Source organism: Psychrobacter sp. M9-54-1, assembly GCF_016613355.1.
Lineage (GTDB): Bacteria > Pseudomonadota > Gammaproteobacteria > Pseudomonadales > Moraxellaceae > Psychrobacter > Psychrobacter faecalis.
Genome location: NZ_JADGFW010000002.1, coordinates 35,433 through 48,538 on the forward strand (window position 1 = coordinate 35,433; position 13,106 = coordinate 48,538).

The following is a 13,106-nucleotide window of genomic DNA, read 5'->3' on the forward strand; positions in this document are numbered from 1 at the left end:
CACAGTTGTAACGCAAGGTATCAATATATTTAATTTGATAGAAAATGTCCCGTTTTAATATCCGTATTTTTGAATGTAAGCGCTATCTTCAATAGAAAAGTTTATGAGATAAAAGCGCTTGCCGTAAAATATTTTACTTATTTTTTCTATGATGCGATTTGCTCAGCGTGATGATGTTTTGCTTTAATGAAGTCAGCCATTTTTTCGGCAATCATAATGGTTGGCGCATTGGTATTAGCGCTTATCAAGGTCGGCATCACAGACGCATCAATAACCCGTAATCCATTGACGCCGCGCACTTTTAGTTCTAAGTCGACCACAGACTTATCATCTGAACCCATACGGCATGTGCCGACTGGATGATAGATGGTATCTGATTTATTACGAATATAGCCAAGCATGCCGTCTTTTTCGATATAAGGGGCAGGGTAGTCTTCGGTGATATATTTGGCGATGGGTGCTTCTTGCATGATGGCGCGCGTACGCTCAGCGCCTGCGACCATATACTCTACGTCTTTAGGATGGGAGAGGAAGTTGGGATCAATCAATACGCACTCTGAGGGGTCAGCTGACGCAAGCCTAACCGTACCGCGGCTTTCAGGGCGCAAGTAGCAGGCGTGACAAGAAACAGCAAAACCGCGTCTAAGGTCACGACCGTGTTCAATCACGCGAGATATGACAAAATGCAGCTGGGTATTTGGCCACTCTTTTGGGGCGTCACCAACGCTAAAGAAAGCACCCGCTTCAGCATAATTGGTCGATAGCATGCCAGTGCCATCTTTTCGCCATTGTGAAAGCGCTTTAAAGAAGTTTTTGCCACCAATCATGCCGATACCGATGACATCCGTGGTGTTTACCTCGTAATCAAATACCACATCCAAATGATCCTGTAGGTTGCCACCGATTTCAGGCGCATCTACCACGACATCTATACCGTGTGACTGCAAGTGTTCAGCAGGACCTATGCCCGATAACATGAGAACTTTGGGTGAGCCAAAGGTGCCTCCTGATAATATGACTTCATGACGCGCCATAACGGTTTGTTTAACCCCATCTTTTTCATAGACAACGCCGACTGCTTGATTGTCTTCAATAATGACGCGGTTGGCTTGCGCATGGGTAATGACCGTCAGATTTGGCCGGTTTTGTACTGGATGTAGATAAGCGGCAGCGGCAGAGCAGCGTTGACCTTGTTTCTCTCCATGAAAGTGCGTCACTTGATACAGATCAACACCATCAAGTTTTTTGCCATTGAAGTCTTGGTTATGCTCAAGTCCATTGGCTATCCCTGCCTCTACAAACGCTTTTGAGACTTCACGAGGACTGAGTAAATCACTGACGTGCAGTGGCCCGCTATCACTATGCAGCGCATCGCTACCGTGAACATTGTTTTCTGACTTGATGAAGTAGGGCAGGACATCATCAAATCCCCAACCTTCGCAGCCTTGCTCAACCCAGCGCTGATAATCAAGCGCGCTGCCGCGAGTATAAATCATCGCATTAATGGCTGATGAGCCACCCAAACACTGCCCACGAGGTTGGAAGCCGCGGCGGTTATTGAGGTGGGTTTGCGGCGTAGTATGAAAGCACCAATTGTTTGATTTTAGCGGTTTGCCAGGGACGAGAAGGATGAGCCCTGCAGGGACGCGAATAGCAAGATCTTTGCCCTCATCGCCGTACTCTAACAAGCAAACACTGATGTCGGGGTTTTCTGTCAGCCGGCTAGCGAGCACACAACCTGCAGAACCGCCACCAACGATGACGTAATCAAATTTTGCGTCAAATTCCATTTTTATATTCCTTATAGCTTCCATGCCAATCAAACTGGAGAGCTAGCTTTCCAGTATATAGGTCATTGATTAGTATAGACCTAACAGAATACTGACGCTAGGCATTCATTCAATCTTCAATGGCGCATATTTCAGAGCGCACAATAAAGCGTTTGCCTTCAGGTATTTCCAGTGAAAAACTCGCACCACGACCATCGACTACATCGATAGTTAAATCAGTATGTTGCCAGAGTTTATACTGGGCTTTACCCATATAAAATGGACAACCAGCAAGCTCACCGACGAGTACGTCTTGACCACCAACTTTGAACTCACCCAGCGGATAACACATCGGTGAGCTGCCATCGCAGCAGCCGCCAGATTGATGGAACATCAGGTCACCGTGTTTGGACTTTAATAGCTCAATTAACGCAACGCAGGCTTCTGTCGCTTCAAGTTTCATAACGTGCTCCTTATTTTTATATTTTACCCAAACTAATCGGTAAAATATAAAAGGTCGTATCATCTTCACTCACATCATTCATAGCATGTGGCTGAAAACGATACGACCTAGCGTTAGTGATTAAGTGATGTTTTGTGACTAAACGTACCAATCACTGAGACAGTTGCAATGTCTACATAGCGTAGTCAATCACGATACGTCCCTCAATCTTGCCATCACGCATACGATCAAGAATATCATTGATATTCTCAAGCGGCTCAGCGGCAACGGTCGCTTTTACTTTACCTTCCGCTGCCATATCTAGCGACTCTTGTAGGTCTAGACGTGTACCAACGATTGAGCCACGAATGGTAATACCATTTAGTACCGTATCAAAGATAGAAACAGGGAAGTCGCCTGTTGGTAGACCATTACAGACCAAAGTACCACCGCGGCGCAGCATGGTCAGCGCTTGATCAAAGGCCTTAGAGGAGACGGCTGTCACTAGCACACCATGAGCACCGCCGATCTCTTCTTGCAGATACTCACCAGGATCGGTGTTTTTGGCATTGACGGTGACTTTTGCCCCCAGTTTTTTGGCAAAATCGAGCTTTTCATCGTCAATATCGACGGCAGCAACGTTCAGTCCCATGGCAATGGCGTACTGTACCGCCATGTGACCAAGTCCACCGATACCTGAAATGACGACCCAATCACCTGGTTTGGTGTCTGTCATTTTCAGACCTTTATATACCGTCACACCCGCACATAGAACTGGTGCAATCTCAACAGAGTCAACGCTCTCAGGAATAATGCCAACATAGTCAGCATCTGCCAATACGTATTCTGCAAAGCTACCATTCACTGAATAACCAGAGTTCTCTTGACTTAGGCACAGGGTTTCCCAGCCACCTAGACAGTGCGTACAGTGACCACAGGCAGAGTAGAGCCAAGGCACACCGACACGGTCGCCTTCTTTAACATGCTTAACACCTTCACCCACAGCAGTGATCAGGCCGACACCTTCATGACCAGGGATAAACGGGGGGCTTGGTTTGACTGGCCAATCACCTTCGACAGCGTGAAGGTCAGTATGACAAACACCTGAAGCCTGCATTTTAACCACAATCTGACCAGCACCTGGGGTCGGAATATCTACTTCTTCAATCTGTAAGGGTTGTCCGAATTCATGTAAAACGGCCGCTTTCATCTTATTAGTCACGTTACTTTCTCCTTATTACTGCCTTTTAAGTCGATATGCTCAGAGAGCACCAACTAGGCACTTTATAATTATTTATAAAGTGCCTTTAAAAAACTGAATTGAAAGACTGATTTAAAAGAAGCCCATCGCTTTAGGACTATAGGATACCAGCATGTTTTTGGTTTGCTGATAGTGATCGAGCATCATCAGATGGTTTTCGCGGCCGATACCCGATTGCTTGTAGCCACCAAATGCAGAATGCGAAGGATAGATGTGGTAGCAGTTGGTCCACACGCGACCTGCTTGGATGCCACGTCCGAAGCGATAGGCTTTGTGTACACTGCGTGTCCAGACTCCAGCACCAAGACCATATAAGGTATCATTGGCAATGCTCATGGCCTCTTCGTCGTCTTTAAATTTCGTGACGGCAAGTACTGGTCCAAAGATTTCCTCTTGGAACACGCGCATATCATTGGTGCCTTCAAAGATGGTCGGTTTCACATAATAACCGTCGCCAAGCTCGCCATCGTGTTTGGCTTGCTCGCCGCCAACCAAGACTTTCGCGCCTTCTTTTTTACCGATATCCAGATAAGATAAGATTTTTTCTAACTGGTCTGAGCTGGCTTGTGCACCAATCATGGTGTCAGTGTCTAATGGATTGCCCATTTTGATGGCTTCAACACGCTCGACACAGCGTTTGATAAATTCATCATAAATACTCTCATGTACCAGCGCACGCGACGGACAGGTACAAACCTCACCTTGGTTTAAGGCAAACATGACCAAACCTTCAACGGCTTTATCCAAGAAATCATCGTCTTCATCCATGATATCGGCAAAGAAAATGTTTGGACTTTTACCACCAAGCTCAAGCGTCACGGGAATGATATTTTCACTGGCATACTGCATGATAAGGCGACCAGTGGTGGTCTCGCCAGTAAAGGCCACTTTGTTGATGCGCGGGTTCGAGGCCAGTGGTTTACCGGCTTCAACGCCAAAACCATTGACGATATTAAGCACGCCTTTTGGTAAGATATCAGCAATCCCGATCGTCTCTAGCATAAATAGGATAGAGGCAGGCGTTTGCTCTGCAGGCTTGAGTACTATACAGTTACCAGCAGCAAGCGCAGGGGCTAGCTTCCATACTGCCATGAGGATCGGAAAGTTCCATGGGATAATTTGGCCGACGACACCAAGTGGCTCATGGAAGTGATAAGCAACCGTGTCATCATCAATTTGACTGATGCCGCCTTCTTGTGCACGAATGGCACTGGCAAAATAGCGAAAGTGATCGACAGCTAATGGAATGTCTGCTGCTAGGGTTTCACGTACAGGCTTGCCATTTTCATACGTTTCGGCAATGGCGATGGCTTCTAAATTGGCTTCCATCTTATCTGCAATTTTGAGCAGTAGATTGGCACGTTCAGCGACACTGGTTTTGCCCCAAGCGTCTTTGGCAGCATGAGCAGCGTCTAAGGCTTTTTCAATATCCGCTTCTTTTGAACGGGCGACTTGGCAGATGACTTTACCGTCAATGGGGCTGGTGTTGTCAAAGTATTCTCCATCGGCTGGTGCGACCCACTCACCATTGATAAAGTTGTCATATTTTTCGCGGAATTGGACGGGGCTGTTTTCTGTATTGGGATAGGCGTGTAGCATTAACGACTCCTTGTTGTATTAATTTATAAAGCAAATAAACGTTCAAGCCTTTGATATATGATCTTTTGAGGTCATATCTATAAAGTCACTTGCACGGTTTTGCTGGATCTTCCTGATCAGGTTGTCAGTCTATCCTACTGAACTTTTATACATAAGGATAGTTACTTTTACTAAAGCAAATCAGGTTGTTTCATAAATTTAGGTTATGCATAAGTATCTGCTTAAATTGGTTCGAAAACTTGGTACAGCTGTTATAATTGCTACCATTATGATGCTACGACGGTAGTTTCCTTTTTCTTATGTTATTGGTTGGTTTGGATATATGCGTCAATCTTCTGCTCTTGATATTTTAAAAACGGGTCAAAATGTTTTTTTGACTGGCTCAGCAGGTTCAGGCAAGACCTATACACTCAACCAATATATCGATTATCTACGCGCGCGCCGTGTCCCCGTTGCCGTGACGGCTAGTACCGGAATTGCTGCCACCCATATGAACGGCACGACCATTCATAGTTGGTCGGGCATTGGGATTAAAGACGAGTTATCTGATCGCGATTTGGCCAACTTATCTCGTAAACAGTTTTTGGCCGATAGATTAAAAGACACGGCGGTACTTATCATCGATGAGATATCGATGTTGCACGCTAAGCAGCTGAATTTGGTCAGCCAAGTTTTAAAGTATGTGCGCAAAAACGACAAGGCCTTTGGCGGTATTCAGGTCGTCGTTGCAGGCGACTTTTTTCAGCTGCCACCGATTGGAAGTAAAGGCGAAACCAACCGTGAAAAGTTTGCTTTTATGAGTGAAGCGTGGCTCGATGCCAAATTTCATATTTGCTATCTATCTGAGCAACATCGACAAGTGAGCGAAGCAGCAAATGGCGGGCTTGATTTAGACGATATCCTCAATCAAATCCGTCGTCAAGAAGTGACCTTTGAAGCCATTGCTGCCTTAGAGGCGACCTTTGATCAAGACGTTGATATCAAGCGTACCCGTCTTTATACCCATAATCTCAACGTTAATAAAATCAATGATAAAGAGCTGGCCGCCTTAGATGGGAAGATGATGCGTTTTGAGGCCACCTCGACTGGCGATAGTAAATTGGTTGAGACCCTCAAAAAAACGGTACGCACTCAAGACGATTTGGTATTAAAGGTCGGTGCTAAGGTGATGTTTATCAAAAACAACAGCGAGCTTGGTGTCTCTAACGGCACGATGGGTGAGCTGATTGGTTTTGCTGCGGTAAAAATTGACGATAGTAAAGATACGAGCGATGATTTGATTGAAGATACTGCGCAAGATGCTATTGCTAAGAATACGAAAAACAAAGCCAAAAAAGATAAAGAAAGTAAGGAAAAACCAAAAGATGAAAAACCAACCACGCAAAAAATGCCTGTAGTTCGACTAAACTCAGGTCGTGAAGTCATCGCTGAGCCTGAAGAATGGATCATCGAAGACGAAACCGGCGACGTGCTGGCAAGCTACTTACAAGTGCCGCTGTGTTTGGCTTGGGCCATTACTATTCATAAATCGCAAGGCATGACCCTTGAGGCGGCCGAGATTGATTTATCGCGCACTTTTGAGCTTGGACAAGGTTATGTGGCATTGTCACGCTTAAAGTCGCTGGCAGGTTTGCAATTGCTCGGTATGAATGACATGAGCTTGCAGCTTGATCCGCTGGCACGCGGCGCCGATAAACGCTTTTTGGCACTGTCAGAGGAAGCGGATGCCAATTATGCCATGCTCGATGAAGAAAGCATGACGCAGGCGCATGAGAAATTTATTCTAAAATCAGGCGGCACGCTTAGCAAGTCGGTGATTGAAGCGTATGCCAATTTGCAGAAGAAACGCCGCGAGCAACAACAAGCGCAGATAGATAAAAAACAGAAACTTGGCAATCAAGTTTCTGATAAATCGGACAGCACCTTGCTGGCGACTCGTATTTTATTAGAAGAGAGCTTATCGATTGCCGAAATTTCACAAGCGCGGCAGCTGTCACAATCGACCATCATGCGCCATATTGCAGAATTAAAATCGCAAGATCCAAGTTTGGCTTGTGATCATCTGCGCCCAGACGATGAAGTGATGACGGCGGTTGGCAACGCTTATGTGGCCATTAAGGTCGCCAATAACCCTAATGACTTTAACGATGATGGCAGTGTTAAGCTGCGTCCAATTTTTGAGCATCTAAAACAAGCGATTAATTACAACACCATTCGTTTGGCATTGATTTTTATTACGCCGTAGCCTCCAATCAGTGAGAAAAAATCTTTAAAGATAGACTCTCATCATGCTGATAATATTCAATGTAGCGCGCCACTCTTTTTATATCTCTTTATAGCGATACCCTTTTATGTCTGACGTTATGCCTGATTTTTCTAGCGCAACTTACCAATTGAACGCCGAACCTAGAGTGGCGCTTACGCATGCGACAGGCGAGCATACGCAGCCCTTGAGGATTGCTATCAATGGCTTTGGCCGTATTGGACGTAATGTACTGCGTGCCTTGTTAGAGCGCTTTGAGGTGTTGGGACGCGCTATTCATGTGGTGGCGATTAATGATTTGGCATCGGCTGATATCTTATTGCATTTGTTAAAATTCGATAGTACTCATGGTCGCTTAAGTCGCCTTGGCGTCAGTGCGGAGGTTTTAGACGATAATAACAATATTCAGCTGTGTTTGACTAAGAACAACCTGACTTATTGCATCAAAATGCTCTCAGAAGCTGACCCAAAAAACCTGCCATGGCAAACGCTTGGTATCGATGTGGTATTAGAGTGTACGGGGCATTTTCGCTCTTATGAGCAAGCACAGCTACATATAGCAGCGGGTGCACAGCAAGTCATTATTGGTGCAGCGCCCTTTGACAATGTCGATGCTTGTATTGTCATGGGCGTCAATACCGCTGAGCTCACACGCAAGCTGCCGATTATCTCGAGCGTTTCTTGTACCACGCAGGCATTGGTGCCGCTGATTGCTACTCTTGATAAGGCATTTGGCGTAAAGTCGGCAATGATGACCGAGATTCATGCCGTGACTGCTGACCAGACAGTGCTCGACCAAGCGCACCGCGACCCAAGACGCGCGCGCGCCTCTGGTTATAATATTATTCCGACCACCTCAAGTAGTATTGCTGCGACAGAACGGGTATTGCCTGCGATGGTAGGCAAAATAAACGGTCACTCGATACGCGTACCGACCATCGATGTGGCGGCGATTGATGTGACGTTTGTCTTTGTTACGCCGGATGTCAGCGTCGATGCGATACGAGAAAAGTTAATAGCTGCTAGCCTTGGTGATTTGATAAATATCATGGCGTATACTGATGAGCCGCTCGTTTCCAGTGATTTTATCCATCAGCCAGAATCGCTGATTATCGATGGTCAGCAGTTGATGCAAGTAGGCGAGCAATATAAGGTGTTTGCTTGGTACGATAACGAGTGGGGGTATGCCAACAGGCTGCTTGATATGTGCTTACATCTCGCTTTAAGTAAATAACATATTTGAAGTGAATATACTGAGATAAAAAGGCTAAGTAGAAAGAATTGACACAAGCTAAGTCATTGATTTAAAACTGGCTGTAAATTAATTTCATTTTTTTAATATGAAGCGCTTGCATTATACGATGATATCTATATAATGATGCACCAATGGAGACGTGGCAGAGCGGTTGAATGCACCGGTCTTGAAAACCGGCAAGGGTTCATAGCCCTTCGAGAGTTCGAATCTCTCCGTCTCCGCCAAATTCGAAAAAGCCCCAATCAGTTATTGATTGGGGCTTTTTTTATGTTTGCATAAATGTGGTTTTTAAAAGCCTTAGTGACCGCTTCATAGCAGCCTTACGTTAAAACTGATACCGTGCCGTGCGACTGGGATGGGTTTTTCGCAGCCTCTGCGCTAGCAGCAAGCAAGGAAAATTTATACCAGTCGCACATCGTTATGCTCCTATCGATTTTGTTTTGAATGGACTATATGAACTCTCTATTATTTCGCCAGCGTTTGCTCAAACTCTACTTCTTGCCCATCCATTAATACCAGTTTGCCTTCGCTAATCTCAATGTGTATGTCCGTATGATTTTTAATCGCGCGCATGACATTGATATCTTCAATACTGCTTTCGATGATGATTTTGCCAGACTGTTCAGGTTCGATTGGTGGCTGGAACTGGGTCAACGGTACATTAAAGCTTTTACTTTTGGTCAAATTGGCCTCTTGCATGGTGAGCTTACCCTTAAAACTTTTAATCGCTACCTTACCGTGGTTTGACAGCATAAACTGTAGTTTTACTTGGTTTAAACTGTCGCTATCGCTGGTTCTGACGGGCAGTAAAGCGACAGGGTAATTTTGTGCTTTGGCAGTATGCACTTGCGGACTGGTGACAATCGGGCTTTTTTTGCCAGTGGGATTATTTGGATGCAAGCGTTCATATTCACGCTGCTGGATAATGGCTTGCTTGATGGTGATACGTGGCATCGCTCCGGACTCATACGCGCCGCTAAGCTTCATACGTAGCATATAGCGGCTCAAGAGCTGTCTATCAGCCTCAGGCAACCGCTCAAACGTATCGCCAAGCTTTTTTTGCCATTGGTCAGAGTTGGTTGGTATAGTCTGCCTACTTGGATCTGCTGGCGGCTGTGTGCAGCCATTGGTAACTGGCAACATCGCTACAGTAAATGCCAATAACATAACCTTTTTAATATAGCGTGCACGGCCTGCGTGTTTATATAAACCAGTCATCATATGCCTCCTTCTCAACCCATACAGATACTAATAACTTTTAGACCAATATAGCGCTTATCAATATAGCGCTTATGATAATTTTGTATGTATGTTTATCGCTAATGGGTATTCGATGTTATTAAGCGCATTGAGAAGGGCATATTTTACGTAGCAAGTTTAAATTAAATAGCAAAAAAAAGACCAAGCGCCGTTAAGCAAACTTAGTCTTTTTTTGTATGTATGATAAGCCAAATGCTACTCTTTATCCTGCAGCTCAGACAGCGGGTGGGTGGTAGTATTATTATGCGTGACCACAATCGCCTCATCAATGATACGTTGGCTGACCCCACGCTTACGTAGGCTTTCAATAAACACTTCATCATGCGCCAAGGTATAATCTTGATGGTCGCGATCCAATCCTTGACGGATATAAAGACGAATCAGACCTTGGATACGTTTAAAGCCCAGCTCTGCTGAGGTAGACTCTAATAATCTAATCATCTCTTCAGACAAGCGAATACTGATCGGACGCGTGATTTTTTGCGGATGATCAGAGAATTTATTTTTTATACGAACAGGTATCATAATAAACCATTACTTTTAGTGAGTAGGAATAAAACACTCAGACAAAAACGAACTTGGTCACAGCCACTCCTACCATACAATAAAAGTCGCTAAAAGAACACCGTCGCCGTATAAATATTGTATTGGTGAATAAGGTAAGATATTAAGGATTAAATAACGACCACAAAAAAACCTCCATCAAATAGTTGATGAAGGTCTTTTAGAATATGGCTCTCCAACCTGGGCTCGAACCAGGGACACACGGATTAACAGTCCGTTGCTCTACCAACTGAGCTATTGGAGAATAAGTTGTGATAACGGTTGATTAAACAAGTTTTACAAAGCCTTTGGTAGGTGCGATTGCTTATCTTGTTTGCGTTATGTGGGGCACATTTTAGCCAAGTAGTTCTGGGCTGTCAACCTTATTAGGCGATAAATAATAAATATAATTATAAATAGGATAAAATTGTGGGTGTTTCTTGTTAAAGCGGCGCCTTTATTGACGGTGACGATGATTGCTGCTGCTAAAATGTGTATAAAAATTAATTTTTCTTAATATTATAACAACTTACTTTATTCCTTAGTTTGATAAGACTATCTATTTGAAACTAAAGAAAAACCTTATATTACTTTAACCCTTAAAATCTCTATTTCACGCACTCATATAAACCTATAAAATAGTTAGCCCAGATTTTTTATCGTTTTGTTTAACTGACTGTTTCTAATTCAATACTTTCTACCAATATAGGTGCCCTACATATGAGTCCAACCATGATTGCTTACGGTTACCTTGCCATCGCTATTGTCTGCGAAGTCATTGGCACTACCTTTTTGGTCAAGTCAGAGCAGTTTACGCGCTTTGTGCCCACGCTCATTATGGCGGTGCTTTATGCGATTTCGTTCTATTTATTAACCCAAACCATAAAAATCATCCCTATTGGTATAGCTTATGCATTATGGGGCGGGCTTGGTATCGTATTGACTTCATTAGTAGGACTGTTCTTTTTTAAGCAAACGCTCGATACCGCAGCGATCATCGGCATTGCGATGATTGTTGGTGGGGTAGTGGTGATGAATTTATTGTCTAATTCTGTGGCACATTAAGTAAACAGGCATTAGTAGTCGTTAAACATTGAAACGTCAAGGACAAACACATTGACCACATTAAAGTATATCGCGCATTACTCTGAGCAAATTCAAAGCCAAGCGGCGACGCTGATTAGCACGGGCAGGCTGGGTGAGTATTTGGATAAAAACTATCCAAACCGTCACCAAGTACAAAGCGATAAAGCGCTATATCAATATATTAATGAGATCAAAAATCAGTATATGCGCAAAAGCAGTCCGCTGTCGCAAGTTTCTTATAACAGTAAGCTTGCGGTGCTCAATCAGGCACTTGGCATTCATACCTACCAATCGCGCGTGCAAGGCAACAAGCTAAAATCACATAATAGCATCACGGTAGCCAGCCTATTTAAGGAAGCGCCGCCTGAGTTTTTGCGAATGATAGTGGTGCATGAGTTGGCGCATTTTAAGGAGCAAGAGCATAACAAGGCCTTTTATCAACTTTGCTGTCATATGGAGCCGAACTATCATCAATATGAGCTTGATACTCGTTTATGGTTGCATTGGCGCGAGTGCTAATCTATCGTGATGAAATAAAAGCTAACAATAATGCTAATCAATAAAATAGTAACAGGGCTAATGACGATGAATAAGGCCGCTGTTTTAAGAGTAAGGTAGTCTATGAGTCAGTCAGCGCCGCAGTCCATGGCTAAAGGTAAAAAAGCCTGGCTCATTCCTGTACTGTGTTTGATCGCGGGTGGTGGATTGATCGGTATTTCTACCAATCTAGCCAAATTTGCCGGCGAGGTCGGTCTGACGCCGCTGGGATTTCTGTTTTGGTCTATTACGGGTGCGGCGTTTATTTTATTTAGTTATGCGTTGTTACGCCGCGAGCTGCCGCCGTTAAGTAAATCAACCCTGAGCTATTATTTGGTTGCGGCGTTGGTGAGTGTGGCAGGCTCCAATCTCATTTTCTTCTCCGCTATTCCGCATGTCGGCGCCAGTTTTGTCGCCTTGATTATTTCTCTGCCGCCGCTATTGACGTATCTCGCCGCTATCATTCTAAGAATAGAGCGCTTTACCAAGCTGCGCGCGCTTGGCGTGGTCGCGGCACTTGTCGGCGCCGGGGTGCTCGCCGCCCGTAAATTCGCTGCGCCCGATGCCAGTGTGTTTTGGATTGGGCTAGCGCTTTGTGGTCCGGTCTTATTGGCAATTGGTAATATTTATCGCACCTTATATTGGCCTGATAATCTCTCTCCGAGCGCGCTGGCACCGGGTATGCTGATAGCCGCATCCGTGCTACTTGGTTTGTTTAGCATTTTACCTAATTATTCTCTTGCCGTTCCGCTAGCTGAGATGTTGCCGTTAGGGTTGATTGCGGTGCAGGCGTTCGTTTTCGCTGGTCAGTTTTTACTGTTATTTTTACTGCAAAAAACGGGCGGCCCAGTATTACTAAGCTTATTAGGTTCGGTTGGGGCGGTCGTCGGTGTGCCTGTCGCTATCTTTTTGCAGGGAGAAAGTCCGCCAGAAGGGTTGTTTTTGGGTGCATCCTTGATAGCGCTTGGTGTCGTGTTGGTTACCTATGGCGGGGTAAAAATGGCGGCATCAAACCAGCAGACTCGATAAAGGGTGGGCTTGCGGCTAAAAGGGGTAAAAAGTAGATAAACCGTTAAGTTTTTTTAGGATTG

The 13,106-nt window shown here is 44.7% G+C and carries 11 protein-coding genes and 2 tRNA genes; 6 read left to right on the forward strand and 7 right to left on the reverse strand.

Translation table 11 applies throughout. The annotated features are described in order from the left end of the window. Positions 1-146: 146 nt before the first annotated feature. The 4 genes from IQ457_RS00525 to exaC all read right to left on the reverse strand — a co-directional run bounded on the left by IQ457_RS00525 (position 147) and on the right by exaC (position 5,071). Complete coding sequence (locus IQ457_RS00525) at positions 147-1,790, reverse strand: GMC family oxidoreductase (RefSeq protein ID WP_200661659.1); 1,644 nt, start codon at positions 1,788-1,790, stop codon at positions 147-149. Between the two features lie 109 nt (positions 1,791-1,899). Then, positions 1,900-2,232: a DUF779 domain-containing protein gene (locus IQ457_RS00530; protein ID WP_068408108.1), complete on the reverse strand. Its 333-nt coding sequence runs from the start codon at positions 2,230-2,232 to the stop codon at positions 1,900-1,902. A 172-nt stretch (positions 2,233-2,404) separates the two neighbouring features. Continuing rightward, positions 2,405-3,433, reverse strand: a complete 1,029-nt coding sequence (gene adhP, locus IQ457_RS00535; RefSeq protein ID WP_342343295.1) for an alcohol dehydrogenase AdhP — start codon at positions 3,431-3,433, stop codon at positions 2,405-2,407. 111 nt (positions 3,434-3,544) lie between these two features. Next, entirely contained in the window at positions 3,545-5,071 is a 1,527-nt protein-coding gene (gene exaC / locus IQ457_RS00540; RefSeq protein ID WP_200661660.1) for an acetaldehyde dehydrogenase ExaC, read from the reverse strand. Positions 5,072-5,393: 322 nt separating this feature from the next. On the opposite strand from exaC, the gene IQ457_RS00545 reads away from it, so the two are divergent. The 3 genes from IQ457_RS00545 (at position 5,394) to IQ457_RS00555 (ending at position 8,813) form a co-directional block, all read left to right on the forward strand. After that, positions 5,394-7,316 carry an AAA family ATPase gene (locus IQ457_RS00545; protein WP_200661661.1) on the forward strand — a complete coding sequence of 641 codons (1,923 nt, stop codon included), beginning with the start codon at positions 5,394-5,396 and terminating at the stop codon, positions 7,314-7,316. 118 nt (positions 7,317-7,434) lie between these two features. Then, positions 7,435-8,568, forward strand: coding sequence for a type I glyceraldehyde-3-phosphate dehydrogenase (locus tag IQ457_RS00550; protein ID WP_200661689.1), 1,134 nt, complete (start codon positions 7,435-7,437; stop codon positions 8,566-8,568). A 154-nt stretch (positions 8,569-8,722) separates the two neighbouring features. Then, positions 8,723-8,813, forward strand: a tRNA-Ser gene (locus IQ457_RS00555). Between the two features lie 241 nt (positions 8,814-9,054). Here IQ457_RS00555 and IQ457_RS00560 read toward each other — a convergent pair. From IQ457_RS00560 to IQ457_RS00570, 3 genes are all read right to left on the reverse strand, one after another. Continuing rightward, a complete protein-coding gene (locus IQ457_RS00560; protein ID WP_242465300.1) occupies positions 9,055-9,810 on the reverse strand; it encodes a hypothetical protein in 756 nt (251 codons plus the stop codon). A 234-nt stretch (positions 9,811-10,044) separates the two neighbouring features. After that, on the reverse strand, positions 10,045-10,374 hold the full coding sequence (locus IQ457_RS00565; protein WP_068408103.1) for a CopG family transcriptional regulator: 330 nt from the start codon (positions 10,372-10,374) through the stop codon (positions 10,045-10,047). Between the two features lie 207 nt (positions 10,375-10,581). Continuing rightward, a tRNA-Asn gene (locus IQ457_RS00570) sits at positions 10,582-10,657 on the reverse strand. Positions 10,658-11,112: 455 nt separating this feature from the next. Here IQ457_RS00570 and IQ457_RS00575 point away from each other — a divergent pair. The 3 genes from IQ457_RS00575 to IQ457_RS00585 all read left to right on the forward strand — a co-directional run bounded on the left by IQ457_RS00575 (position 11,113) and on the right by IQ457_RS00585 (position 13,044). After that, positions 11,113-11,457 carry a DMT family transporter gene (locus IQ457_RS00575; RefSeq protein WP_144297040.1) on the forward strand — a complete coding sequence of 115 codons (345 nt, stop codon included), beginning with the start codon at positions 11,113-11,115 and terminating at the stop codon, positions 11,455-11,457. Positions 11,458-11,508: 51 nt separating this feature from the next. Further along, on the forward strand, positions 11,509-11,997 hold the full coding sequence (locus IQ457_RS00580) for a M48 metallopeptidase family protein (protein WP_144297041.1): 489 nt from the start codon (positions 11,509-11,511) through the stop codon (positions 11,995-11,997). A gap of 102 nt (positions 11,998-12,099) precedes the next feature. Further along, positions 12,100-13,044: a DMT family transporter gene (locus tag IQ457_RS00585; RefSeq protein ID WP_200661662.1), complete on the forward strand. Its 945-nt coding sequence runs from the start codon at positions 12,100-12,102 to the stop codon at positions 13,042-13,044. Positions 13,045-13,106 lie beyond the last annotated feature (62 nt).